Below are 25,745 nucleotides of genomic sequence, written 5' to 3' on the forward strand. Positions count from 1 at the left end.
GATACGGTCGATCCACTCAGATTCTCACACACCATCACCTGCCCGATAGCGCTCCGGCCGGCTGCCATCCTCGTCGGTGAAGCCGTAGGCCTGCGCCAGGTCGGCGGCGTGCAGCACCCGTCCCGCCCGGGACGCGACCGCGGGATCGCCCGCCAGCGCCGCCAGCGCCCGCCCAGCATAGAGCGGGCTCTCCCCGGCCTCCCCGCCCATCCCGGCCTCCAGCACCCGCTCGGTCCGCACCAGGCCGGGCGCCAGGGCCAAGGCCGTGACGCCGTAGGGCTTGAGTTCCGCGGCCATCGCGAAGGCCAGGCGGTTGGTCGCGGCCTTGGCGAGGTCGTAGAACAGGTCGCCGAGGTAATCGTCGGTGCCGAACGAGACCAGAACCAGAAGGCCGCCCTTGGCCGAGACCATGGCGGGGGCGACGGCCCGGGCGAGGATCAGCCCGGCGAGCGGGCCGGTCTCGAGGTTGTGGCGCAACGGGCCGAGGCCGCGGCGCCAGAAGGCGGTGCCCCAGGTGGCGCCGTCGGGATAGCGCACCCCGTCATAGCCCTCGTTGCCGCCCCAGACGCTCGACACCGCGACGTCGATGCGACCGAAGCGGCGCAGCACCCAGCGCACCATCGCGTCGACTTCGGGCTCACGGGTGTGGTCGCAGAGGTAATGGTGGCCGCGTCCGCCGGCGAGATCGACCTCCCGGGCGGTGTCCTCCAGGGCCTCCATCCGCTGGTCGGTGCGGGCGCCGGTCTCGCTGGAGCGGGCGGTGACCACCACGGTGGCGCCGGCCTCGCCCAAGGCCCGGGCGATGCCGCGGCCGACCCCGCGCGAGGCACCGGCGACGAGGCAGACCTTGCCGGAGAGGTCCGGGATGCCCGGGGGCCTCACCGGCTGCCGCGGGACAGGAAGCGCTGGAACGCGGCTTGCGCCTCGGGCGAGCGGAGCGCCGCATCGAAGGCTTGCGCTTCCGCATCCATGGCGGCGCACACGGCCTCGTGGTCGCCGCGGATCAGCCGGCGGGCGGCGGCGAGGGCCTGACGCGGCTTGGCGGCGAGCTTCGCGCCCTGCGCGAGCGCGTGTTCGAGGAGCCCGTCGGCCGGCACGACCGCGTTGGCGAGCCCGAGCCGCACCGCCTCGTCGGCCCCGTAGGCCTCGCCGAGGAGCAGCAGTTCGGTGGCCTTCACCAGCCCGATCCGGCGCGGCACCAGGTAGCTGGAGGCCGCCTCCGGCACGAGGCCGAGATCGACGAACGGCATCCGGAAGGTCGCGGCGGGCGCCACGTAGACGAGGTCGCAATGATAGGTCAGCGTGGTGCCGACCCCGACCGCGAGCCCGTCCACGGCCGCCACCATCGGGGTGCGGGTCACGGCAAGCTGGCGGATGAAGCGCAGCGACGGCGCCTCGCCGAAGGATCGTTCGGCCCGGGCGACGAAGTCGGCGATGTCGTTGCCGGCGGTGAACACGCCCTCGGTGCCGGCGAAGACCACCGCGCCGACGCCCGAGCCCTCGCGGTCCGCGCCCTCCAGGGCCTCCCGCATGGCGTCGTACATGGCGCCCGTCAGAGCGTTCTTCTTCTCGGGGCGGGTGAGCTGGACGAGGCGGACGCCGCCGGGCTGGTCGGTGATGCGGACGTGGTCGGTCATGGGAGCTCCGGAAATGAGGCGCGGATCATCGAGGAAGGTTTCCAGCGTCGGCCGAGGAAACATCCGCTCTTCCCATCCACGACCTCATCCTGAGGTGTCAGTCCATCAATGATGGACTGACACCTCAGGATGAGGTTGCGGGTGGGAGAGCCGGGTTCGTCTTGCGGTGTGCGCCTCACCCCGCCAGCGCCAGCACTCCGTCCTGCAGGAAGCCGCCGCCGCCGGTCACCGTCTCCTCGAGCCCCCGGCTCGCCGTGGCGAGGTTCTCGGCAAAGAAGCGCGACAGGGCGATGCGGGCCGGGTGGGCCGGATCGCCGTCGCCGGCCTTGGCCGCCGCGTTCGCCGCGAGCGCGGCTTGCGCCAGGCAGGCGCCGCCCTGGGCGAGACCGAACAGGCGCAGGTAAGGGGTGGCGCCGGCCAGCGCCTCGTCCGGCCGGTTCGAGCCGAGGGCCTTCAGGAGGGAGCTCGTCGCCCGGTCCAGCGCCTCGATCGTCTCGCGCAGGCGCGGGGCGGTGTGGCCGAAGGCGGGACCGCCCTCCTTCAGCACCCGCTCGGCGATCAGCCGCATCGCGCCGATCTGGCCGCGCACCACCGCGCCGTTCTCCAGCGGCAGCTTGCGGGTGACGAGGTCGATCGCCTGGATGCCGTTGGTGCCCTCGTAGATCGCCGCGATGCGGGCGTCGCGCAGGTGCTGGGCGGCGCCGGTCTCCTCGACGAAGCCCATGCCGCCATGGACCTGGATGCCGAGCGACGCGACCTCGATGCCGATATCGGTCGAGAAGGCCTTCGCCACCGGGGTCAGAAGCGAGGCCTGGGCCTGCGCGATTTTACGCGCCGCCTCGTCCGGCGCCCGGTGGGCGCGGTCGATCGCCTCGGCGGTGAGGTAGCAGATGCCGCGGGAGGCCCCCGTCAGCGCCTTCATGGTGAGCAGCATCCGCTGCACGTCGGGATGATCGATGATCGCGCTCGCGCCGTCCGTGGCGGCGCTCGCCCGGCCCTGGCGACGGTCGCGGGCATACGACAGCGCCTGCTGGTAGGCCCGCTCGGCGATGGCGACGCCCTGAAGGCCGACGCCGAGGCGGGCGTTGTTCATCATCGTGAACATGCAGGCCAGCCCCCGGTTGGCCTCGCCGACGAGCCAGCCGACCGCGCCGTCATACACCATGGTGCAGGTCGGCGAGCCGTGGATGCCGAGCTTGTGCTCGATGCCGGCGCATTTCAGCGCGTTGCGCGAGCCGTCCGGGAGCACCTTCGGCACCAGGAACAGGGAGATGCCGCGGGTGCCGGGAGGCGCGTCGGGCAGCCGCGCCAGCACCAGGTGCACGATGTTGTCGGTCAGGTCGTGCTCGCCCCAGGTGATGTAGATCTTCTCGCCCGAGATCCGGAAGCTGCCGTCCCCGACGGGCTCGGCCCGGGTGCGCATCACCGAGAGGTCCGAGCCGGCCTGCGGCTCGGTGAGGTTCATGGTGGCGGTCCACTCGCCCGAGACCAGCTTCTCGAGGTAGCGGGCCCGCAGTTCCTCGCTGCCGTGGCGGCTCAGCGCCTCGACGCCGCCGGCGGTGAGCAGCGGCCCGAGGCCGAAGGCCATGGAGGCCGAGTTCCACATCTCGATGCAGGCGGCGTTGAGCAGGATCGGCAGGCCCTGGCCGCCATACTCGACCGGGCCCGGCAGGGCGTTCCAGCCGCCCTCGGTCCAGGCGCGGTAGGCCTCGCGGTAGCCCGGCGGCATCGTCACCACGCCGTCCTTGAGCGGCGTGCCGTGGCGGTCGCCCACCTTGTTGAGCGGCGCCACCACGTCGTTGGCGAAGCGCCCGGCCTCCTCCAGGATCGTGTCGACGAGGTCGTCCGAGAGCTCGCCGTGCAGGCCCTGCGCGATGGCGCGGTCGAGCCCGGCGACGTGCCGGAGGGTGAAGGCCATCTCGGCCACGGGCGCGCGATAGGTCATCGAGGGCTCCTCCCGGGAGAGCGGGGCGGCATCTCGGAGGAGCCCGCCGTGCGGGCTCCCCTGGAGCCACCCTTTGGATTTGACGTGCGAGTGCCGCCGACGCTACGGCCGACAGCATGGTGACGGATAGTTTAGACGTGAACGATGATCCCGGGTCAATGCCGACCCGGCGGCTGACCGCCGACGACGCGGGCATCCGGGAAGCCGGCGCCCTGTTGCGCGCAGGGAAGCTCGTGGCGATCCCGACCGAGACCGTCTACGGCCTCGGCGCCGATGCGGGCGACCCGGCGGCGGTGGCGGGCATCTACGCCGCCAAGGAGCGGCCGCGGTTCAACCCGCTGATCGCCCACCTGCCCGACCTCGACGCGGCGCGGCGGGAGGGGGTGTTCGGCGCGGACGCCCTGCTTCTGGCGGAGGCGTTCTGGCCCGGCCCGCTCACCCTGGTGGTGCCGGTGGCGGAAGGCGGGCGGGTCTGCGACCTCGCCCGGGCGGGGCTCGGAAGCGTGGCGCTGCGGGTACCGGACAGCGTGGTCGCCCGCGCCGTGCTGACGGCGGCCGGCTGCCCGGTGGCGGCGCCCTCGGCCAACCGGTCGGGGCGGGTGAGCCCGACGGAGGCCGATCACGTGCTCGGCGACCTCGACGGGCGGATCGCCGCGGTTCTCGATGGCGGCCCCTGCCCGGTCGGGGTCGAATCGACCATCGTCGCCTGCCTCGACGGGCCGCCGGTACTGCTGCGACCGGGCGGCGTGCCGCGCGAGGCGATCGAGGCGGTCTTGGGCCGGAGGCTGGCACTGCCGAGCGTGCCCGAGGGAGCGGCGCCGGTCTCGCCGGGGCTCCTCGCCTCGCATTACGCGCCCCGCGCCGCGGTGCGGCTCGACGTCACGGAGATCCGGCCCGGCGAGGCGGCCCTGCTGTTCGGCCCTGCAGCACCCGATGGTCTCGATGCGGCGGCAGCGTCCCTGAACCTCAGCCCGGCCGGCGACCTCGCCGAGGCGGCGGCCCACCTGTTCGCCTTTCTGCGCCGGCTCGATGCGAGCGGTGCGGCGACGATCGCGGTAGCGCCGATCCCGGAGGACGGCCTCGGCGAGGCGATCCGCGACCGGCTGGCGCGGGCGGCGGCACCGCGCCGAGCGATGGCGTAAAATTTTTGCGAAAACCGCGGAACCGATCCCGCGGGCCTCGCGTTGTCGGGTCCTAGAAGGTCACCTAAGCCCCCATCGACCTTCCGCCTCAGAGGCCCGGATTTGCATCCGGGCTTTTTTCTTTTGCGGAGCGTCAGCCGGCGAGCTTCGCCGCGATGCCGGCGACGTGGCGGCCCTGGAAACGGGCACCTTCAAGCTCGACCACGCTCGGCTGGCGGCTGCCGTCGCCGCCCGCGATGGTCGAGGCGCCGTAGGGCGAGTTGCCCATCACCTCGGCCGTACCGAGCTGGCCCTGGAAGCTGTAGGGCAGGCCGACCACCACCATGCCCTGATGCAGCAGCACGGTATGGAAGCTCAGGATCGTCGATTCCTGGCCGCCATGCTGCGAGGCCGTCGAGGTGAAGACCGCGCCGACCTTGCCGACGAGGGCGCCCTTCGCCCATAGGCCGCCGGTCTGGTCGATGAAGTTCTTCATCTGCGCCGCCATGTTGCCGTAGCGGGTCGGCGTGCCGAAGATGATCGCGTCGTAGGACGGCAGCTCGTCGACCGTGGCGACCGGCGCCTTCTGGTCGAGCTTGTAGTGCGACTGCCGGGCGACCTCCTCCGGCACCAGCTCGGGCACCCGCTTGACCACGACCTCGGCCCCCGCCTCGCGGACGCCCTCGGCCACCGCATAGGCCATCTGCTCGATATGGCCGTAGGTCGAGTAGTAGAGGACCAAAACCTTCGCCATCGCTTGGATCTCCTGGAGGATTGCTCGGCGGGAACCATCGCGGATCGCAGGCGCCCGGGAAATGGCCTATGGTGCAAGCCCGCGCTTGCAGGCGCGCAAGGTCGGGAGTTCGATACCATGACCGCCGCCCTCGCCTGGGACGATTTCCGGCTGGTGAAGGCCATCTCCGACCAGCGCGGCCTGACCCAGGCCGCCGAGCGGCTCGGCATCAACCACTCCACCGCCTTCCGGCGCCTCGGCCAGATCGAGGCGACCCTGCGCACGCCGCTCTTCGAGCGCCACCGCACCGGCTACGTGCCGACGCCGGCGGCCGAGGAGATGGCGCGCATCGCCGCCCGGATGGAGGAAGACGTGCTGGCCTTCACCCGGCGGATCGAGGGCCGGACCCTGAGCCCCGCCGGAGAACTGCGCATCACCACCGCGGCCTCGCTGCTCACCGGCCTCCTGACCCCGATCCTCGCTGCGTTCTGCGCCCGCTGCCCGGAGGTCCGCCTCGACGTGGTGGTGTCGGAGCAGGCGCTCAATCTCGCCAAGCGCGACGCCGACGTGGCGCTCCGCGCCACCAACGACCCGCCCGACACGCTGGTGGGGCGGCGCCTCGCCACCATCGCCTGGGCGCTCTACGGCCGGGCCGATCTCGACCGCGGCGTCTCCGCGAGCGAGCAGCGCTGGGTCTCGCCGGCGCCCCGGCTCGGGGCGGCGGCGGCGGCGCGCTACGTGCAGGAGCGGACCGCGCCCGAGCGCGTGGTCCTGCGCCTCGACACCGTGCAGGGACTGGCGGATGCGGTGGAGGCCGGGATCGGCATCGGCCCCCTGCCCTGCGTCATCGGCGACCGCCGGCCTGGCCTCGTGCGGCTCTCGAGCCCGGAGCCCGATCTCGCCGCCGGCCTCTGGCTCCTCACCCATCCGGATCTGCGCCGCGCCGCCCGGGTGCGGGCCTTCCTCGACTTCGTCGGCGACGCGATCGCCAAGGAGCGCGACCTGATCGAGGGGCGGTTCCCGCCGCATCGGACCGAGGCGGCACTCACGCTTTGACCGGCGGCAAGGCGGGGCGTCCGTCCCGCCGCGAGGACGGTAACAGCTATACTCGGTTGTTATGGAGTTGCGGACGCTCACGCGGTCCTGCATGGTCGTATTCGATATTTCTGTTTCGTGACGCACAACGCCGCCAGTGGTTGAGCAATGACCCAAAGTTTCAAGGCACAGGGCGAACATTTGATAAGAGGACGATCCATCAGCTTGGAATGACGATGAATTGCCGAATAGCACGTTTTCCCAACATATGTTGCCATACAAAACAAGGCTTTGAGTGTGACGCAGCGTCTTTTCTCAATTCATGTTGCCAAGGCGGGGGGCAGTTTACTCCGCACAAGTCTCCAGAAGGCATATGGAAACGAGTTCCAGGCCCAGTACGATGACGACCCGGCCAATTCGGTAGCTCCGCGCAATCTCGACCCTGCCCACTTCATCGCGCGGCGGCTGCATCCGGTGCCGGGCACGACATTCATCTATGGCCATTACCATCCGGGCCGCTTCGCCATCACACGTGATGACTACCTGTTCACCATCTTGCGAGAACCCATCGAGAATATCATATCGATCTAATTTTTCTGGAAGAAATTAGAGCGGCAAGGGAGCTTGATCCACAATTATTTTCTTGACAACGATTTGGGCATTACCGACATGGCGCGCCTCCCGATCATGCGGACGCTCTACTCGCATTTCTATTTCGGGGGCTTTCCGATGGAGCGCTTCGATCACGTCGCGGATAACCGGTATCGCAAGGCGGCGCTCACGCGCCTCGGCTCGGCGATTGGCCGGCCGCTGGACGTGGATGTCCGCGTGAACGTGACGCCGCCCGACGCCCAGCGCCGGATGGTCGAGGCGGATGCACGCCTCATGGCCTCGCTACGGGACATCCTGATCGAGGACGTGCGCTTCTTCGAGAGATATGCCGAAGGACGTTGAGGTTGGAGAAGCGTCCGCCCGCCGCGCTCGACCCGGAGGCCGTGCCGGGGACGCCGATCGCTTCAACGGACCGAGACGATCTCGACCTCGTGACCCGCCACCGTGACGGCGTCGCCCGCCTGCTTGCCGGTGAGCGCGCGGGCGAGCGGCGCCACGTAGGAGAGCGTTCCCTTGGCCGGGTCGGCCTCGTCCTCGCCGACGATGCGGAAGGTCTGTTCCGTTCCATCCTCGCGGGCGATGGTGACGGTGGAGCCGAAATGCACGCCGTCGCCGGGTGGCTGATCCACCACCTGGGCCGAGTTGCGCCGGGCGGTCCAGTAGCGCAGGTCGCGGTTCACCCGGGCCATGTTGGCCTTGTCGTCGGGCGACAGGCCGGCATGCTCGGTGTGCAGCCGGTCCAGCTCCGCGTCGATGAGGGCGAGGCCCTCCGGCGTGACGAAGTTCGGGTGCGGGGAGACGGGACGGTCGGGGAGATCCTCGAAGGCCTCCCCGCCCTCCTTCTCGCGAACGAAGGCGATGCTCATGAAACGGGCAATGCGCGGAACGTCGCCAAGGTTCCGCGCAAGGTTCCGCGCATCGCTCGCGCCTACGCGATCGTCACCACGATCCGCCCGCGGGTGCGCCCGGCCAGGATCTCGGGGCCCCGCGCGATCACCTCGGCGAGCGGCACGGTGGTGGTCATCGCCGAGAGAGAGGCCGGGTCGAGGTCGCGGGCCAGCCGGCCCCAGGCCTCCCGGCGCAAGGGGAGCGGCGCCATCACGCTCTCGATGCCGTAGAGCGCCACCCCGCGCAGGATGAACGGCGCCACCGAGGTCGGCAGGTCCATGCCGCCGGCCAGCCCGCAGGCCGCGACCGCGCCGCCATACCGGGTCATCGCCAGCGCGTTGGCGAGCGTCGCGGAGCCGACCGCATCGATCGTGGCGGCCCAGCGCTCCTTGCCCAGGGGCTTGCCCGGGGCGCTCAGCTCGGCCCGGTCGATGATCTCGGCGGCCCCTAGGCCGCGCAGGTACTCCGCCTCCTCGTCCGCCCGCCCGGTCGAGGCGATGACGTGCCAGCCGGCACGTGCCAGGAGCGAGACCGCGACCGAACCGACGCCGCCCGCCGCGCCCGTCACCAGGGCCGGGCCGGATTCCGGGGTGAGGCCGTGGCGCTCCAGCGCCAGCAGGGCCAGCATCGCGGTATAGCCGGCGGTGCCGATCGCCATCGCCTGCTCGGGGGTGAAGTTCGCCGGCAGGGCCACCAGCCAGTCGCCCTTGACCCGCGACTTCTCCGCATAGGCGCCGAGATGCGTCTCGCCGGTGCCCCAGCCGTTGAGCACCACGGCGTCGCCGGGCTTCCAGTCCGGGTGGGAGGAGGCCTCGACCACGCCGGAGAAATCGATGCCGGGAATCATCGGCCAGCGCCGCACCACCGGCGCCTTGCCGGTGAGCGCCAGCCCGTCCTTGTAGTTGAGGGTGGAGTGCGTGACCCGGACGGTGACGTCGCCGTCCATCAGTTCGGACTCGTCGACATCCTTCAGGGCGACGCGCTGCCCGCCCTCGCCCTTCTCGATCACCACCGCCTTGAAGGTGCCCACGCTTTCGCCTCCCCGCCCGCGCGCGGCGTTCCGGCCGCGTTCGCTCGACGGGGTTGTGGGGCGCTGCCCCCTCTGCGGCAAGGACCTTGCGGCGAGGCGGCCCGGGAACGGCCCGGGCCGCGATCCGGCTCAGTAGCCGTCGTAGATGCTGCCGCCGCCGAAGACGAGCCCGGTGCCGGCTCCGACGGCCGCCGCACCGAGGCCGATCCCGGCACCCGCGAGGCCGAGGCCCGCCCCGACGATTCCGCCCGAGGCCGGACCGGCCGCGTAGCCGCCGCCATTGGCCGGCACCCAGCCGGAGCGGGCGGGCTCGACCAGGACGCGGCGCTGGTAGGAGGCGTAGGCCGGCGGGATCACCTGCGGCACCACCTGGGCCGGGCGCACCAGCACCCGGCGGGTCTGGGTGGCGTAGCGGGGCGGGATCGTGACCCAGCAGCCGACGGTCTGGCCGTAGGCGTCGACCGAGGTCTGCCACACCCGGCGGGCCGGCGCGACCAGCACCTGCTCGGAGACGGTGTCGTAGACCGGCGGGACGACGTGGTTCACCGTGCGCGGCGGGCGCACCATCACCTGCTCGGACACCGTGCCGTAGACCGGCGGGGTCGAGACCTGGCGGTAGCAATCGGTGGTGCAGCCGTAGCCGCCGGCGAAGGCCGGGGCGGCGGAGAGCAGGCCGGCCGCGAGGGCGGTCGCGGCGATGGCACGGGTGACCCGGGCGGTCATGTTCGGGCTTTCTCGGAAGGGTAGCGGGGAAAAGGTCCGCGCGGTGCTCGCCAGCGCCACGCTTGCCCGAGAGAGAAGCCGCTCCGATGCCCTTCAGGCAAGCCGAAAGCCGGAAGAGGGTAAAATTGCCCTCGGGATTTACTACGTATTTCGGTGAATTACGGAGGGAATCGCGCAAGCCTGGGAGTCGATCGGCGAGCGGGACTCGGGAACCCTCGACTTGTCCTTGGCCGATAGTGTCGGCGTAAACCATGGCCCCGGATTCGACTGGGGACGAGCCGAGCGCCAGGGTGGTCGTGCGACGGAGCCGGTCGATGCGGCCGGTCGACGACGAAAAAACCCTCCGGGAGGATCCGGAGGGCGTCAGGTTCGTCGATCGGGCGATCTGTCGTGCGGGGGGGGGCCGACGCCCACCGGTCAGGTCTGGCCCGGCCGCAGCTGGTAGAAGATGTGGCGGCCGATCACGTCCATTTTTCGTAGGCGGCGCGACCAGCGCGGCTTCACGTAGTCGGCATGGTAATGCGTCGCCCCACCGACATCGGCGAGGTAGGTGCGGCCCTCGACCACCGCGTGGGCGATCCGGGTCGCGGTCTGCCAGGAGGAATCGTCGGTGATGCGCAGCGACTTGCCCTCGCAGGCGAAGGAGAACTGGCAGCCCATGTAGCGGTGGCGGTTCTGGTACACGACACCGCAGATATTGGCAGGATACAGGCCGCTCTTGGCGCGGTTGAGCACCACCTGGGCGACGGCGGCCTGGCCCTGCTCGGGCTCGCCGCGGGCCTCGAAATACACGGCCTCGGCGAGGCAGCGCTGCTCCTTCTCGGCATTCTCCGGCGTGATCAGGTCGGCGTAGCGGCGCCGGTCATCGTCGCTCGGCGGGACCTCCGGATTGATGCGGGCGGCGGTCGTGACGGCGGATTTCGCGTCGCGGTCCAGGCGCGGCGAGATCTGGCCGCCGGCCGCGATCTCGACCGGCGTCGCGTCGGCAGGCGCCGGCGTGGTCGAGGACAGGGCGACGGCGCGGGGCACCGCCGGGGTGCTGCCGCCCTGGCCTGCCTCGCGTGCTTTGGGAACCCGGGCCTTGCCGGCAGCGGTCTGCCCACCGGCCGCGGCGCCGCGGGTCGGCGCCGAGGCGCCGGCCGCAGGCGAACTGGCGCCGGCCTCGCCGGCATCGGGTTCGGGCAGGGGCACGAAGCCTTCCTGCGGCTCCAGTTCCGGGTTCCAGGTCGCGGAGCCCGGCGTGAAGGTCGAGGCGACGCTCGGACGGTCGCTGCCGAGCCAGCCGGCCGCCAGGGAGGCCGATGGGGCGGCACCGGTCACCCGGGCCGGCACCAGGGCGTCGCCCTTGCGCGCGCGCTCCGCCAGGGGCCGGGTGCGGGCATCCACCTTCAGGTCCGGGCGCAGGGGCTCGGTGTCGAGGACGACGCGCAACGGCCCGGTGAGGCTCAGGGATGAGAGGCTGACCGGCGTGATCAGGCCGCGTTCCGGCAACGGCGGCATGCCGCGCGGCACGAGGCGGGCCACCGCGCTCGATCCTAGCGATGCTTCGTAGCCGGCGGACGCCGTGAACGAGACCAGGACGCCGAGGCCGACGGCCCAGGGCGCGACGGCCGCGGCGAGCCAGCGCATCCCCTTCGCCCGTCGCACCTGCCGTCTGCGCAGGTCACGCCTGCGCAAGTACCGCCTGCCCACAGCCCCGTCCCCACTCCGCAAACCGGCCCGCGCGGGACCGACACCTCGACACGGAGTGTTACGGGGTATGGTTGAGCGTTGGTTAAGCCGACGCCGGAGAACGCAACCGTCCGGCGAGATCGGCGGCCCGCGCCGCATAGACCACGGGCAGCTCCGCCCGCACGCCCCTGACCGCCACGGTCTCGACCCGCAACCCGTCGAGGGCGATGCCTGCGCGGTGCGCGGCTTCCGCGGAGGCGACGAGCTGCACGTCGGCGGCCTTGGCGAGGGATTCGAGCCGGCTCGCCAGATTCACCGCCGGGCCGATCACCGACATGCCGCGGCTCTCGCCGTAGCCGAGGCGGCCGAGCACCAGGGGGCCGGCATGCAGGCCCATCGCCATCCGGAGTGCCGCCGGCAGCTCGGCGGCGAGGCGCCGGTTGAGGTCCGTCACCGCCCGGTCGACCGTGCCGGCGGCCGTGAAGGCGGCCCGGCAGGCGGGGCCGATCCCGTCCGGATGGGTGAACAGGGCGAGCAGCCCGTCGCCGGCATAGCCGCCGATCCAGCCCCCCGCCGCCTCGATCTCGCGGCCGGCCGCCTCGAAGAAGTGGTTGAGGATGAACACCACGTCGAAGGGCAGCTTGCGCTCGGAGAGCGGCGTGAAGCCGCGGATGTCGATGAACAGGATCGCCACCTCGCGCTCGATCCCGGCAACGTCCGTATTGGTGAGGTGCTCGCCCGCGGAATCGCGGCGCGGGTCGAGGATGCGCACGAGCGCCACGTCGCCGCCGGGCCGGGCCTGGCAGGCGAGGCGCACGTTGCCCGGCGCGCCGATCGCCCTGAGCGCCGCCGCCTCCTGGGGGCCGGGGGCCGACAGGCTCTCCTCGCCGGCGACCACCAGCACCCGGCAGGTCGAGCAGCGCCCGCGCCCGCCGCAGACCGAGACATGTGGCACCCGGTTCGCCCGGCTGATCTCGAGGAGCGTCGGTCCTTCCAGGCTCCTCACGGTCGGGCCGCCGACATAGGTGACGCTGAAGCGCCGCGCCCGCAGGGTCGCGGCGGCCCGGATCAGCACCATCCCGAGAGCGACGGCGACGGCGGCGTAGATCGCCCCGGTGACGGTGTCGGCCCAGGCGGCGACCGCCGAATCGACCGACGGCACCGGCCAGCGGGCGGCGAGGTCCGGCGCATCGAAGCGGCGCGCCAGCACCATGTCCCGCTCCATCAGGCGCCCCTGCGTGACGATGCCGGCGAGCGCCGCCGCGGGCAGGCCGAAGGCCGGCACGGCCAAGAGCGGCGCCATCCGCCGGTAGAGCGGCGACAGGCGCAGCCAGGCATGCAGGCCGAGGCACCCATGCAGCCAGACGACGAGCAGCAGGGCGGTCTGGAAGCCCATGCCGTCGGGCCAGATGCGGGCGATCACGTAGGCGTAGCTGGTCCGCGTACCGTCCACCAGGTTGGCGATCCGGGTCCCGAGGACGTGCGGCACCAGCAGGAACGGGATCGCGAAACCGAGCAGCGTCTGCAACGCCTCCCAGGGCGGCATCCTGAGCGTGCGGCGCTCGGCGAGCCGCACCAGGGAGAAGGTGACGTGGGCGAGCAGCGCGAGCCCGAGGATCAGGCTGCCGGGCAGCGAGCGCGTGACCGCGACCCGCCAGCGGGCCGCCTCCATCATCGTCTCGAGGCCGACGAGGCCCAGCGCGTGGTTGGCGAAATGGGTGCCTGCGAAGGCGAACAGGATCAGGCCCGAGACCAGCCGCAGGCGCTGCGCGAGCGAGCCGCGCCACAGGCGGGCGCCGGCCTCCGGGGCCGGGCCGACGGCGGCCTGCGGGTCGCGCATGGGGGTTTACTCTTTCCTGCCGCGGGTTTCCCCTCTCCCCGCGGGCGGGGAGAGGGCTGCGTCCCCGTTCAGGGGATGCAGCGAGCCCGAAGGGCGAGGGTGAGGGGGTGTTTCCGGAGGAGCCTCATTCGGCACCTCCCCCTCACCCTCGGCTGACGCCTCGCTCCGTCGACCATGAAGTCGCCGGAGCCCTCTCCCCGCCCGCGGGGAGAGGAGAATGCGCACAGCCCGAAGTGGGACGCTTCGGGCCGCGCATCGATCACGCCTCGCCGCGGCCCTTCACCTTGAGCGCCGCCTGCGCCGCCGCCAGACGGGCGATCGGAACCCGGAACGGCGAGCACGAGACGTAGTCGAGGCCGGTCTCCTGGCAGAAGGCGATCGAGGCCGGGTCGCCGCCATGCTCGCCGCAGATGCCGAGCTTCAGCTTGTCCCGCACCGCCCGGCCGCGCTCGGCGGCGAGCCGCACCAGTTCGCCCACGCCCTCCTGGTCGATCGACACGAACGGGTCGGATGCCAGGATGCCGCGCTGCGTGTAGGGCCCGAGGAACCGGCCCGCATCGTCGCGGCTGATGCCGAGCGTGGTCTGGGTCAGGTCGTTGGTGCCGAAGGAGAAGAACTCCGCCGTCTGGGCGATGTCGCCGGCCCGCAGAGCGGCGCGCGGCAGCTCGATCATCGTGCCGACCTGGTACTCGACGGTCTGGCCGGTCTCGGACGCCACGGCATCCGCCATGGCGTCGATGCGGGCCTTCACCAGGTCGAACTCGGTGCGGGTGAAGACCAGCGGCACCATCACCTCGGCGATGATCGGCGTGCCGGTCTGCTTGGCGGCTTCCACCGCCGCCTCGAAGATCGCCCGGGCCTGCATCTCGGCGATCTCCGGATAGAGGATCGCCAGACGGCAGCCGCGGAAGCCGAGCATCGGGTTGAACTCGTGCAGCTCGTTCATCCGGCGCCGCACCTTGTCCTCCTGGACGCCGGTGGCGGCGGCGACCTCGCCGATCTCCTTGTCGGAGTGCGGCAGGAACTCGTGCAGCGGCGGGTCGAGGAGCCGGATGGTGACCGGCAGGCCCGACATGATGGTGAACAGCTCGACGAAGTCCTGGCGCTGGTACGGCAGGAGCTTGGCGAGCGCGGCACGCCGGCCTTCCGCGTCGTCCGCCAGGATCATCTCGCGCATCGCCACGATGCGCTCCTCCTGGAAGAACATGTGCTCGGTGCGGCAGAGGCCGATCCCTTCCGCGCCGTACTTGCGGGCGGTGCGGGCGTCGAGCGGCGTCTCGGCGTTGGTGCGGACCTTCATGGTGCGGACCTCGTCCGCCCACTCCATCAGCGCCGCGAAGTCGCCCGACAGCTCGGGCTCGACCATCTCGACCGAACCCTGCATCACCTGGCCGTTCGAGCCGTCGATGGTGATGCGGTCGCCGGCCTTCAGCGTCACGCCGCCGACCGACAGGGTGCGGGCGGCGTAATCGACCCGGATCTGGCCGGCGCCCGACACGCAGGGCTTGCCCATGCCCCGGGCGACCACCGCCGCGTGCGAGGTCATGCCGCCGCGGGTGGTGAGGATTCCTTCCGCGGCGTGCATGCCGTGGATGTCCTCCGGCGAGGTCTCGATGCGGACCAGGATGACCTTGCGCTCGGCCTTCTTGGCGGCCTCGGCCTCCTCGGAATTGAACACGATCTCGCCCGAGGCGGCGCCCGGCGAGGCCGGCAGGCCGGTGGCGATGACCTTGCGCTCGGCCTTCGGGTCGATGGTCGGGTGCAGCAGCTGGTCGAGGGAGGCCGGCTCGACGCGGCCGACCGCCTCCTGGTGGGTGATCAGGCCTTCCGCTGCCAGCTCGACCGCGATGCGGAGCGCGGCCTTCGCCGTGCGCTTGCCGTTGCGGGTCTGCAGCATCCAGAGCTTCCCGGTCTCGACCGTGAATTCCAGATCCTGCATGTCGCGATAATGGTGCTCGAGCATCCCGTAGATGCGCACCAGTTCCGCGTAGGCCTCCGGCATCGCCCGCTCCATCGACGGCTTGTCGGAGCCGGATTCGATGCGGGCGACCTCGGTGATGTCCTGCGGCGTGCGGATGCCCGCCACCACGTCCTCTCCTTGAGCGTTGATCAGGAACTCGCCGTAGAGCGCCTTCTCGCCGGTGGAGGGGTTACGGGTGAAGGCCACACCCGTGGCCGAGGTCTCGCCCATGTTGCCGAAGACCATGGCCTGGACGTTGACCGCGGTGCCCCAGCTCGCCGGAATCGAGTGTAGCTCGCGGTACTTGTTGGCGCGCGGGTTCATCCACGAGCCGAACACCGCGCCGATCGCGCCCCAGAGCTGGGCCTGCGGATCCTGCGGGAAGTCCTGGCCGAGCTCGCGCTTCACCAGCGCCTTGTACTCGCCAATCAGGTGCTTCCAGTCGGCCGCGCCCAGTTCGGTGTCGAGGGTCAGGCCCTTCTCGTCTTTGTAGCGCTCCAGCACCTCCTCGAACGAGTGGTGCTCCACGCCGAGCACCACGTTCGAGTACATGGTGATGAAGCGGCGGTAGCTGTCATAGGCGAAGCGATCGTCGCCGGCGCCGCGGGCCAGCGCCTCGACCGTGGTGTCGTTGAGGCCGAGATTGAGCACCGTGTCCATCATGCCGGGCATCGAGGCCCGGGCGCCGGAGCGCACCGACACGAGGAGCGGCGACTCGGCATCGCCGAAGCGGCGGCCGGTCAGCTTGCCGACGGCCTCCAGCGCGCCCGCGACCTGGCCCTCCAGCTCGGGGGGGTATTGCCGGCCGTGGTCGTAATAATAGGTGCAGACCTCGGTGGTGATGGTGAAGCCCGGCGGCACCGGGAGACCGAGATTCGACATCTCGGCGAGGTTCGCGCCCTTGCCGCCGAGCAGGTCGCGCATCGCCGACTTGCCCTCGGCCTTGCCGTCGCCGAAGGTGTAGACCCACTTCGCCATGTCACTTCCGGCCATATCACTCGTCCGTTCGTAGCGGCTGCCGCCTGACGTTCCCGCCGGGTTGAACCATTCCCCGCCCCAACGCAAGCTGAACGGCAGGGCCGTCCAAAAGTCTTAAAGGCAGGTATCTTGGGGGGCGGGGGCGCCCTGGGCCCGGCCACTGCACGACATGTAGCGCCAGAAAGGCTGGCGGCCACGGTTTCCGGCGGGGGTTCAGCCTCTGCGCGCTCGGCGCGAGGCACTCCTACCCGCGACCTCATCCTGAGGTGTTAGTCGATCGAAGATTGACTGACCTCGAAGGAGGGCTCCAGGGATCGCGGAGACTCCTGGAGCCCTCCTTCGAGGCTCGTTTCACTCGCACCTCAGGATGAGGTCGCGGGTGGGGAGGAACGAGCAGGCGGCGCTTCCCTAGCGACCGCTCAGGCAAGCTGAACGATCAGCCCGTTCTGGATCGTCACCCGCCGGTCCATCCGGGAGGCCAACTCCAGGTTGTGGGTGGCGATCAGCGCCGCGACGCCCGAGGCCCGCACCAGCGAGACCAGGATCGCGAAGACGTGGCCGGCGGTCTGCGGATCGAGGTTGCCGGTCGGCTCGTCGGCCAGCAGCAGCCGCGGGCCGTTGGCAAGCGCCCGGGCGATGGCGACGCGCTGCTGCTCGCCGCCCGACAGCTCCGCCGGGCGGTGGCTCAGGCGCTCCTTGAGGCCGAGGAACGACAACAGCTCGCCGGCGCGCGAGCGGGCTTCCCGGGCCGACAGGCCGCGGATGAGCTGCGGCAGGACCACGTTCTCCAGCGCCGAGAATTCCGGCAGTAGGTGATGCGACTGATAGACGAAGCCCATCTCCTCGCGCCGCATCCGGGTGCGGGCGGCATCGTCCATCCGGGCGCTCGGCTGGCCGCCGATATAGACCTCGCCGCCGTCGGGCCGCTCCAGAAGGCCGGCGACGTGGAGCAGGGTCGACTTGCCGGTGCCGGAGGGCGCGACCAGCGCCACGATCTCGCCGGGCCAGATCGCGAGATCCGCACCGCGCAGAATCTCGAGATGGCCGGTGCCTTGGGTGTAGCGCCGCTCGACCTGGGCGAGGAAGAGCGCCGGGACCGGCTGCTGCGGGGACTCGTCCATCGGCGTCAGGCGCCCCTCGCGGTGGGGCGCGGGGGGAGAATCGGAGAATAGACGGGTCGCGGCATCCGGTGGGTACTCGGGAACAGGATCGGGGGGCGAGGGCCGGAAAGGCTCAGCCGTAGCGCAGGGCCTGCACCGGGTCGAGCCGGGCGGCGCGCCAGGACGGGTACAGCGTGGCGAGGAGCGACAGCACCATCGACATCGCCACCACCGCCACGACCTCGCTCGCATTGGTCTCGGACGGGATCTCGGACAGGAACCGCACCGTCGGATCCCAGGCGCCGGGAAACAGCGTGCGCTGGATCACCGTGAGGTTGGCCGAGAAGACGAGCCCGAGGACGAAGCCGGCGAGCGTGCCGAGGATGCCGATCGAGGCGCCGGTGATGAGGAACACCCGCATGATCGCGCCCCGTGTCGCCCCCATGGTGCGCAGGATCGCGATGTCGCTCGACTTGTCCTTCACCAGCATGATCAGGCCCGACACGATGTTGAGCGCCGCCACCAGCACGATCAGCGTGAGGATGATGAACATCACGTTGCGCTCCACCTCGAGGGCGGAGAAGAAGGTGCGGTTGCGCTGGCGCCAGTCGGTGATCAGCACCGGGCGTTCGGCGGCGAGTTCCAGCTCTCCCCGCGCCTCGCCGACAGAATCGGCGTTGTCGAGGAAGATCTCGATCACCGAGACGTCGCCGTCGCGGTTGAAGAAGGCCTGCGCTTCCGAGAGCGGCATGTACACGAAGGTGCCGTCGAACTCGGACATGCCGACCTCGAACACCGCCGCGACGTTGTAGCTCTTGATCCGCGGCGCGGTGCCGAACGGCGTGGTGGCGCCCTTCGGGGTGGCCAGCGTGATCGTGTCCCCGGCCTGGAGCCCCAGGGACTCGGCGAGCCTCTTGCCGATCGCGACGCCGCCGCCGGTGTCGAAATTCTCCAGCGTGCCGCCCCGGATGGTGCCCGCGACCGACGGGATCTTCTTCAGGTCGTCGGCGCGCACGCCGCGCACCAGCACGCCTGAGCCGCCGAATTGCGACGAGGCGAAGGCCTGGCCCTCGACCATCGGCAGGGCGAGGTGGACGCCCGCCACCTTGCCGAGCCGGTCGGACAGGTCGGCGAAGTCGGTCAGCGGCCGGTCGATCGGGGCGACGAAGATGTGGCCGTTGATGCCGACGATCTTGCTCAACAGCTCCTTGCGGAAGCCGTTCATCACCGAGAGCACGATGATGAGGGTGGCCACGCCCAGCATGATCCCGAGGAACGAGAACAGGGCGATGACCGAGACGAAGCCTTCTTTGCGCCGGGTGCGCAGGTACCGCCCGGCGATCGTCCATTCGAAGGGCGCGAATGGCAGGGTGGCGCCCCCGCCGCGTCCCGCGAACAGGGCGCCGACCTTCGGGATGCGGTCGCGGATCGCGGCGAGGGGCATCGGCTCAAGACGCCCGGTTCTGGCGGAGATAGGCCGGGACGGCGTCGGGGGCCACGGTCTCGCGGGCGCCGGTGGCGCGGCGCTTCACCTCGACCTTGCCCTCGGCAAGCCCCTTCGGCCCGACGATGACCTGCCAGGGCAGGCCGATCAGGTCGGCGGTGGCGAACTTTCCGCCCGGGCGCTCGTCGCGATCGTCGTACAGAACCGTGAGGCCGGCGGCCTCCAACTCGCCCTGGAGCTTGGCGCAGGCGGCATCGGTCGCCGCATCCCCGACCTTGAGGTTGAGGAGCGCGACGTCGAAGGGCGCCACCGCATCCGGCCACACGATGCCGGATTCGTCGTGGCCCGCCTCGATGATCGCCGCCACCAGCCGGCTCGGGCCGATGCCGTAGGAGCCCATATGAACCGGGCGCTCCTGCCCGTCCGGCCCCGTCACCTTCGCGCCCATCGGCTCCGAGTACTTGGTGCCGAAATAGAAGATGTGGCCGACCTCGATGCCGCGGGCGGCCATCTGCTCCGGCGCCGGCACCTGCCCGAAGGCGTCCGCGTCGTGCATCTCGGAGGTGGCGGCGTAGCGCGAGGTCCAGTGGTCGACCGTGGCCTGGAGAGCCGCGACGTCGTCGAAGTCGGTCGCCGCCTCCGGGGTGGCGAAGTCGAGATAGGCGCGGTCGCAGAAGACCTCGCTCTCGCCGGTCTGGGCCAGGATGATGAATTCGTGGGACAGGTCGCCGCCGATCGGCCCGGTCTCGGCCCGCATCGGGATCGCCTTCAGGCCGAGCCGCGCGAAGGTGCGCAGGTAGGCGACGAACATCTTGTTGTAGGAATGCCGCGCGCTCGCCTGGTCGAGGTCGAACGAGTAGGCATCCTTCATCAGGAATTCGCGCGAGCGCATCGTGCCGAAGCGCGGCCGCACCTCGTCGCGGAACTTCCACTGGATGTGGTAGAGGTTCTTCGGCAGGTCCTTGTAGGAGCGCACCGCCGAGCGGAAGATCGCGGTGATCATCTCCTCGTTGGTCGGCCCGAACAGCATGTCGCGCTCGTGCCGGTCCTTGATGCGCAGCATCTCCTTGCCGTACGCGTCGTAACGGCCGGATTCGCGCCACAGGTCGGCCGACTGGATCGTCGGCATCAGGAGCTCGATCGCGCCGGAGCGGTCCTGCTCGGCCCGGATGATGTCGGCCACCCGGTTCAGCACCCGCAGGCCCAGCGGCAGCCAGGCGTAGATGCCGGCAGATTCCTGGCGGATCATGCCGGCGCGCAGCATCAGCCGATGCGAGACGATCTCCGCTTCCTTGGGCGTCTCGCGCAGGATGGGCAGGAAGTAGCGGCTGAGACGCATGTCGGACCTTGGCGTGGCAGGCGGGTGGCGTGTCGCGGGGCGAAGCCCCGCCCGAGGGTCTCTCCCCGGGGAACGCCCTTTTGCACGCTTCCGGCGCCGTTCGCAAAACATGAAACGCGGGCCCGAGCGCCGAACCCATGCGCCGACCGACCCTCCGCTTCCCGCGTCCGGCGCGGGGCGTAGGAGAAAAATGCGCCGGCCATGCAAAAAAACGCATCAACCTGCTGGAAGGCAGGTGACAATGCGAATTCTTATTCCTATAAGCGGCATCGCGATGATGCGCAGGCAGGCCGAACGGCGCCGCGCAAGGTCCGAGTCTCGGGAGGAAAAGCCAGCTTCAACGCCCATAAGGGTGAATAACAGAGCATAGGCTGGCGAAAACATTCAGAAAGCTTACAAGCAAGGCTTCCGAGCCTTGCTTTTTTATTTTGAGCGTCGACGTCTCGAGTTTCAGTCTCCCGGGAGTCGATCGCGACCTTGTCGGTCGCGATCCGTTACAGCCCGGCGAGCGGGAAGGCCGCGACCGCCAGGATGAACACCACGTCGGAGACCAGCGTGGTCCACACCGCCTTGCGGCGCATCTGCGGCTTGTGCGGCGCGCCGAGATCCTGGCCCGGCACGACCACCTCGGTGCCGTCGGACGCGGCCCGGAACGGCAGCACCCCGAACAGCGCGATCCACCACACCACGAAGTAGAGGGCGCCCGCCCCGAAGCCGCTGAGGCGAAAGCCCCAGATCGCCAGCGCCAGCACCGGCAGCATCAGCCCGATGCAGACCGCGAGGGTGCGGGGAATCGTGGCCGTGGCGCGGTCGAGGAGGGCGTCCACGCTCACGCCTGCTCCAGCTCGACCAACGTCCCGAGGAAGTCCTTCGGGTGCAGGAACAGCACCGGCTTGCCATGGGCGCCGATGCGCGGCTCGCCCGAGCCGAGGATGCGCGCGCCCTGCGCCTTCAGCTTGTCGCGCGCCGCCAGGATGTCGTCGACCTCGTAGCAGACGTGATGGATGCCGCCGCCCGGGTTGCGCTCCAGGAACGCGTTGATCGGCGAATCGGCACCCAGCGGCTCCAGTAGCTCGATCTTGCTGTTGGGCAATTCGACGAAGATCACCGTCACGCCGTGCTCCGGCTGCGGCAGCGGCGCCGACAGGGTCGCCCCGAGGGTGTCGCGATACACCTTCGCCGAGGCGTCGAGATCCTTCACCGCGATGGCGACGTGGTTGAGCCTGCCGATCATGGGGGTGTTCCTCCGATGGTCCGTGGGTGGTTTGTCGATTTTAGGGCGTGGCGCGGGGTGGCGCTACGACATCGCCCTGTCCTCGCACGCCAACGGCTACCGCTTGAAGCGCGGATACCCCCTCCCCCCTCTGCGGGGGAGGGTGCCCCACGGAGTGGGGCGGGAGAGGGGAACCACGCTTCCTGATATGGCGGACCTGTTCTGAAGGGCGCCTTCTGGATCAGCGTCGCGCTGCCCCTCTCCCGGCTCACTGCGTTCGCCACCCTCCCCCGCAGAGGGGGGAGGGTTCGGGCGCTTTACTCGGCCGCGTCAGAGGACGACGGCCCTCACACCTCCACCACCATCACGTGGCAGGCCGGCTTCTTACCCCACACCTCGTTGACCGCCGAGCGGATCGCCCGGTCGACGGCGTTCTCGACCGCCTCGGAATCCCGCCGCTTGACCCGCGACAGCCCGTTGACCGTCCGCTCGACTGCGTCGCCGATGATGTCGATGATGACCTCGCCCTTGCGGCCGTAGCTCGGCAGACCCATCAGGTCGATCGACGGCTCGCCCTTGACCTCGCCGTTCTTGTCGAGCGCGATCGCCACCGAGACGATGCCCGTGAAGGCGAGCTTGCGCCGCTCGGGGATGGCGCGGTCGTTCGAATCGACGAGCACGTTGCCGTCCTTGTAGATCCGGCCGCTCTTCACGTGGGTGACGATCTCCGGCTCGCCCGGCGCCAGCCGGATCAGGGTGCCGTTGCGGGCCTTGACCACCTGCTCGACGCCCTGCTTGCGGGCGAAGGTGGCGTGCTCGGCCAGATGCAGGGCCTCGCCGTGCACCGGCACCGCGATGCGGGGCTTGGTCCAGCGATACATCGCCGCCATCTCGTCGCGGCGCGGATGGCCCGAGACGTGGACCAGTTCGGTCCGGTCGGTGATGACCTGGATGCCAGCCTCGATCAGGTCGTTGATGATCGCGCCGACCGCCCGCTCGTTGCCGGGGATCGCCCGCGAAGAGAAGATCACCCGGTCGCCGGGGGCGAGCGAGATCTCCGGATGCTCGTCGCGCGACACCCGGGCCAAAGCCGCCCGGGCCTCGCCCTGCGAGCCGGTCAGCAGCGCCACCACCTTCTCGCGCGGCAGGTAGCCATAGGCCTCGGCGCCGCGGATCTCCGGCAGCCCGTCGAGGTAGCCGCATTCGCGGGCGACGTCGATCACCCGGTCCATGGCGCGGCCGACCGCCACCACGTCGCGGCCGCAGGCCTGCGCGGCGAGGCAGACGGCGCGCATGCGCGCGACGTTCGACGCGAAGGTCGTCACCGCGACCCGGTGCGGCGAGTTGCGGATCAGCTCGGCGAGGTGATCCGCCACCTCCGACTCGCTCGGCGAGCGGCCCTCGCGGGTGACGTTGGTCGAATCGCAGACGATCGCCAGCACGCCCTCCTCGCCGAGACGGGTGAAGGTCTCCTCCGAGGTCGAGTTGCCGGCGACCGGGGTGTCGTCGAGCTTCCAGTCGCCGGTATGCAACACCATGCCGAGGGGCGTGCGAATGGCGAGCGCGTTGGCCTCGGGGATCGAGTGCGCCACCGGCACGTACTCGATCGAGAATGGCCCGAGTTCGAGGCGGCCGTCGGCCGGGACCTGACGCATATCGATCTTGGGCGCGCCCGGCTCGCCGAGGCGGCGGGCCTCGATCAGGTTCTTGGTGAAGCGGGTGGCGTAGATCGGCACCTTGAGCTTGGGCCACAGCTCGCCGATGGCGCCGATATGGTCCTCGTGGCCATGGGTGATCAGGATGCCGAGCAGGTTTTCGCGCTGCTCCTCGGCGAAGCTGAGATCCGGGTACATCAGGTCGACGCCCGGCATGTGCTCCTCACTGGCGAAGCCCATGCCGAGATCGACCATGATCCACTTGCGGTGTTTCGGAGGCCCGAAGCCGTAGAGCGCGGCATTCATGCCGATCTCGCCCACCCCACCGAGGGGCACGAAGATCAGCTCATCTCCCTTGTTCGACATTCCCATACCATCGCTACTCGGACCGCCGTCGCGGTCCCCTCGAGGAACGGCCTCGTCTGCCGTCACGGTCACGGCGCCGTCATGTTGCGTGTGCGGCCGAAAACGGCCGCGCGGCGGCGGCGCCGTGAGGCGCCCCGCCGAAAAGACTTCGAACGTATCGGGGGAGAGCGTCGTCGCCGCACGGGCGCCGGAGCCGCCTCCCCGTCAGGCCGCGCTGGCGGCCGCTCCGAAATGCACCTCGCCGGCGGAGACTGGGACGCGGGTCCCGCCCGCCAACCGAACGACCAGCCGGCCGGCCTCGTCGATCGTCTCGAAGGTCCCGCTTAACCGGCGCTCGCCGGTCTGGACGGCCACCGGACCGTCGAGTCCTGCGGCCAGACCGAGCCAGGCACCGCGGATGCGCGAAAAGCCCCGACCTTCATCCCACAGCCGCGCGACCTCGACCCAGGCGCCGCTGAGCAGACGAAACAGCCCCGGCGCATCGACGGCGCAACCGGCCTGCGCCAGGGAGGTCGCCGCGTAGGGAAGCCCCTCGGGCGCGCCGGTCACGTTGATGCCGATGCCGATCGTGACGAATGCCCCGCGCTCGGGCAGGGTTTCCATCTCGAGCAGGATACCGACGAGCTTGGCCCCGTCGAGAAGAACGTCGTTCGGCCATTTCAGCCGGAAATCGGGGGTTCTCCGATCCGGTCCGGGACCGCAGGCACGACGAAGCGCCCGTTCCACCGCAAGACCGGCGACGAAACCCAGGGTCGCGACCCGATCAGGCGCGAGCCCGGCGGGTACAGGCCAGAGCAGGCTCGCGGCGTGGTTGCCCTCGATCCAGCCCCAGCCCTTGCCGCGTCGGCCGCGGCCGCCGGTCTGTTCGCGGGCGACGACCCAGCACGGCCCGGTCTCGCCGGCCCGCGCCAGTTCCATGGCCTGCGTGCTCGTCGAGCCGAGGCTGTCATGGACCTCGAGACGGTATCCCGCGGCCTTGGCCGCGGGGTCGAGCACGAAGGTCATGCGCCTAGAACAACGACTTCGCGGCGGTCCCGGCGATGCCGACCAGCGGGGCCGGCATGAGCCAGAACAGCAGCACCACCACGCTCGACAGGCCGAGCACGATCCGCAGGCCCGGGCCCATCGGCTCGTAGGCCTCGGCCGGCTCGTCGAAGTACATCACCTTGACGAGGCGCAGGTAGTAATAGGCGCCGACCACGCTGGTCACCACGCCGATCACCGCCAGGGTCACGAGGTTCGCCTTGATGGCCGCGGCGAAGACGTAGAACTTGGCGAAGAACCCGGCGAGCGGCGGGATGCCGGCGAGCGAGAACATCATCATGGCGAGCAGGAACGCGATCCACGGATGGGTGCGCGACAGGCCCGACAGGTCGTCGATGGTCTCGTACATCTTCCGGCCGCGGCGCAGAGACAGGATCACCGCGAAGGCACCGAGCGTCATGGCGAGGTAGATCGCCATGTAGATGACGACGCCGCGCACCCCCTCCTGCGTGCCGGCGGCGAGCCCGATGAGCGCGTAGCCGACATTCGCGATCGAGGAATAGGCCATCAGGCGCTTGAGGCTGCGCTGGCCGATCGCCGCGAAGGAGCCGAGCGCCATCGAGGCGATCGACACGAACACGATGATCTGCTGCCACTCGGGCGTGATGACCGGGAAGGCGCCGATGAAGACGCGCACGGCCATCGCCATCGCGGCCATCTTGGGAGCCGACGCGAAGAAGGCGGTGACCGGGGTCGGCGCGCCCTCGTAGACGTCCGGCGTCCACATGTGGAACGGCACGGCGGCGAGCTTGAACGACACGCCGGCGGCGACGAACACCACGCCCAGCACCACGCCGAGACCCGAGCCCTCGCGAAGCGCGGTGACGATGTGCGGGAACGAGACGGTGCCGGTGAAGCCGTAGACCAGCGAGGCGCCGTAGAGCAGCATGCCGGAGGACAAAGCGCCGAGCACGAAGTACTTCAGGCCGGCCTCGGTCGAGCGCACGTCGTCGCGGTGGAACGACGCGATGACGTAGGCCGCGAGGCTCTGCAGCTCGAGGCCCATGTAGAGCGCGATCAGATCGTTGGCCGAGGCCATGATCATCATGCCGATCGTCGAGAGGACGATCAGGATCGGGTACTCGAACCGGGCGATGCGCTCGCGCTCGAAATGCTCCTTGGCGAGCAGGATGGCGGCGCCCGACCCGATCAGGGTCAGCGCCTTCATGATCCGGGCGAACCCGTCGACGATGAAGGAGCCGTTGAAGGTGGTGACCTTGGCGCCGAAGGGCTGGCTGACCACCGCGAACAGCGCGAGGATCAAGAGGATCAAGGCGCCGACGCTGACGCCCTCGGTGGAGCGCTCGCCCTTGAAGGCGCCGTAGAGGATGAGCACCAGGACGCCGACCGAGAGGATCAGCTCCGGCAAGGCGGGCCCGATGGCGGGCATGACGATCTGAGCGGCGTTCAT

Annotated in this window: 22 protein-coding genes; 4 read left to right on the forward strand and 18 right to left on the reverse strand. The window is 70.4% G+C overall.

Translation table 11 applies throughout. The features are described 5' to 3' along the window. Window positions 1–24: 24 nt before the first annotated feature. From HBB12_RS22380 to HBB12_RS22390, 3 genes are all read right to left on the reverse strand, one after another. Window positions 25–882, reverse strand: coding sequence for an SDR family NAD(P)-dependent oxidoreductase (locus HBB12_RS22380; protein ID WP_236991375.1), 858 nt, complete (start codon window positions 880–882; stop codon window positions 25–27). Beyond that, window positions 879–1,637 carry an enoyl-CoA hydratase-related protein gene (locus tag HBB12_RS22385; protein ID WP_236991376.1) on the reverse strand — a complete coding sequence of 253 codons (759 nt, stop codon included), beginning with the start codon at window positions 1,635–1,637 and terminating at the stop codon, window positions 879–881. Before HBB12_RS22385 ends, HBB12_RS22380 begins: the two co-directional genes overlap by 4 nt. 175 nt (window positions 1,638–1,812) lie before the next feature. Further along, the gene (locus tag HBB12_RS22390) at window positions 1,813–3,582 is read right to left on the reverse strand and encodes an acyl-CoA dehydrogenase family protein (protein ID WP_236991377.1); all 1,770 of its coding nucleotides are present in this window, start codon (window positions 3,580–3,582) and stop codon (window positions 1,813–1,815) included. A gap of 116 nt (window positions 3,583–3,698) precedes the next feature. Here HBB12_RS22390 and HBB12_RS22395 point away from each other — a divergent pair, with 116 nt between their 5' ends. Beyond that, complete coding sequence (locus tag HBB12_RS22395) at window positions 3,699–4,724, forward strand: L-threonylcarbamoyladenylate synthase (RefSeq protein ID WP_236991378.1); 1,026 nt, start codon at window positions 3,699–3,701, stop codon at window positions 4,722–4,724. Window positions 4,725–4,857: 133 nt separating this feature from the next. Here the strand turns inward: HBB12_RS22395 and wrbA are convergent, their stop codons facing one another. Next, entirely contained in the window at window positions 4,858–5,457 is a 600-nt protein-coding gene (wrbA, locus tag HBB12_RS22400) for an NAD(P)H:quinone oxidoreductase (RefSeq protein ID WP_236991379.1), read from the reverse strand. 117 nt (window positions 5,458–5,574) lie between these two features. Between wrbA and HBB12_RS22405 the strand changes: the two genes are divergently transcribed. The 3 genes from HBB12_RS22405 (at window position 5,575) to HBB12_RS22415 (ending at window position 7,425) form a co-directional block, all read left to right on the forward strand. Further along, window positions 5,575–6,492 carry a LysR family transcriptional regulator gene (locus tag HBB12_RS22405; RefSeq protein WP_236991380.1) on the forward strand — a complete coding sequence of 306 codons (918 nt, stop codon included), beginning with the start codon at window positions 5,575–5,577 and terminating at the stop codon, window positions 6,490–6,492. Between the two features lie 276 nt (window positions 6,493–6,768). Continuing rightward, on the forward strand, window positions 6,769–7,062 hold the full coding sequence (locus HBB12_RS22410; RefSeq protein WP_236991381.1) for a hypothetical protein: 294 nt from the start codon (window positions 6,769–6,771) through the stop codon (window positions 7,060–7,062). A gap of 33 nt (window positions 7,063–7,095) precedes the next feature. After that, window positions 7,096–7,425, forward strand: a complete 330-nt coding sequence (locus HBB12_RS22415; RefSeq protein ID WP_236991382.1) for a hypothetical protein — start codon at window positions 7,096–7,098, stop codon at window positions 7,423–7,425. A gap of 62 nt (window positions 7,426–7,487) precedes the next feature. Here HBB12_RS22415 and greA read toward each other — a convergent pair whose 3' ends face one another. The 14 genes from greA to nuoN form a co-directional block, all read right to left on the reverse strand. Continuing rightward, the gene (greA, locus tag HBB12_RS22420; RefSeq protein WP_236991383.1) at window positions 7,488–7,949 is read right to left on the reverse strand and encodes a transcription elongation factor GreA; all 462 of its coding nucleotides are present in this window, start codon (window positions 7,947–7,949) and stop codon (window positions 7,488–7,490) included. A 62-nt stretch (window positions 7,950–8,011) separates the two neighbouring features. Continuing rightward, window positions 8,012–9,001, reverse strand: coding sequence for an acrylyl-CoA reductase (NADPH) (gene acuI, locus HBB12_RS22425; RefSeq protein ID WP_236991384.1), 990 nt, complete (start codon window positions 8,999–9,001; stop codon window positions 8,012–8,014). 129 nt (window positions 9,002–9,130) lie between these two features. Then, complete coding sequence (locus HBB12_RS22430) at window positions 9,131–9,724, reverse strand: hypothetical protein (protein WP_236991385.1); 594 nt, start codon at window positions 9,722–9,724, stop codon at window positions 9,131–9,133. A gap of 417 nt (window positions 9,725–10,141) precedes the next feature. Further along, the gene (locus tag HBB12_RS22435) at window positions 10,142–11,371 is read right to left on the reverse strand and encodes a cell wall hydrolase (protein ID WP_442919305.1); all 1,230 of its coding nucleotides are present in this window, start codon (window positions 11,369–11,371) and stop codon (window positions 10,142–10,144) included. A gap of 127 nt (window positions 11,372–11,498) precedes the next feature. After that, window positions 11,499–13,235, reverse strand: coding sequence for an adenylate/guanylate cyclase domain-containing protein (locus HBB12_RS22440; RefSeq protein ID WP_236991386.1), 1,737 nt, complete (start codon window positions 13,233–13,235; stop codon window positions 11,499–11,501). A 259-nt stretch (window positions 13,236–13,494) separates the two neighbouring features. Next, window positions 13,495–16,173 carry a pyruvate, phosphate dikinase gene (ppdK, locus tag HBB12_RS22445; RefSeq protein ID WP_236991387.1) on the reverse strand — a complete coding sequence of 893 codons (2,679 nt, stop codon included), beginning with the start codon at window positions 16,171–16,173 and terminating at the stop codon, window positions 13,495–13,497. Between the two features lie 419 nt (window positions 16,174–16,592). Then, window positions 16,593–17,294 (reverse strand): ABC transporter ATP-binding protein, encoded by a 702-nt coding sequence (locus HBB12_RS22450; protein WP_236991388.1) that lies wholly within the window; start codon window positions 17,292–17,294, stop codon window positions 16,593–16,595. Between the two features lie 112 nt (window positions 17,295–17,406). Continuing rightward, entirely contained in the window at window positions 17,407–18,717 is a 1,311-nt protein-coding gene (locus tag HBB12_RS22455) for a lipoprotein-releasing ABC transporter permease subunit (protein WP_236991389.1), read from the reverse strand. Window positions 18,718–18,721: 4 nt separating this feature from the next. After that, window positions 18,722–20,056, reverse strand: coding sequence for a proline--tRNA ligase (gene proS / locus HBB12_RS22460; protein ID WP_236991390.1), 1,335 nt, complete (start codon window positions 20,054–20,056; stop codon window positions 18,722–18,724). Between the two features lie 494 nt (window positions 20,057–20,550). Then, a complete protein-coding gene (locus HBB12_RS22465) occupies window positions 20,551–20,889 on the reverse strand; it encodes a DUF1467 family protein (protein ID WP_236991391.1) in 339 nt (112 codons plus the stop codon). Next, a complete protein-coding gene (gene mce, locus HBB12_RS22470) occupies window positions 20,886–21,290 on the reverse strand; it encodes a methylmalonyl-CoA epimerase (RefSeq protein ID WP_236991392.1) in 405 nt (134 codons plus the stop codon). Before mce ends, HBB12_RS22465 begins: the two co-directional genes overlap by 4 nt. Window positions 21,291–21,616: 326 nt before the next feature. Next, window positions 21,617–23,290, reverse strand: coding sequence for a ribonuclease J (locus tag HBB12_RS22475; protein WP_236991393.1), 1,674 nt, complete (start codon window positions 23,288–23,290; stop codon window positions 21,617–21,619). 204 nt (window positions 23,291–23,494) lie between these two features. After that, window positions 23,495–24,295 (reverse strand): biotin--[acetyl-CoA-carboxylase] ligase, encoded by an 801-nt coding sequence (locus HBB12_RS22480; protein ID WP_236991394.1) that lies wholly within the window; start codon window positions 24,293–24,295, stop codon window positions 23,495–23,497. A 4-nt stretch (window positions 24,296–24,299) separates the two neighbouring features. Beyond that, window positions 24,300–25,745: an NADH-quinone oxidoreductase subunit NuoN gene (gene nuoN / locus HBB12_RS22485; RefSeq protein ID WP_236991395.1), complete on the reverse strand. Its 1,446-nt coding sequence runs from the start codon at window positions 25,743–25,745 to the stop codon at window positions 24,300–24,302.

Origin of the sequence: Methylobacterium sp. SyP6R (assembly GCF_019216885.1) — a bacterium.
Taxonomy (GTDB): domain Bacteria; phylum Pseudomonadota; class Alphaproteobacteria; order Rhizobiales; family Beijerinckiaceae; genus Methylobacterium.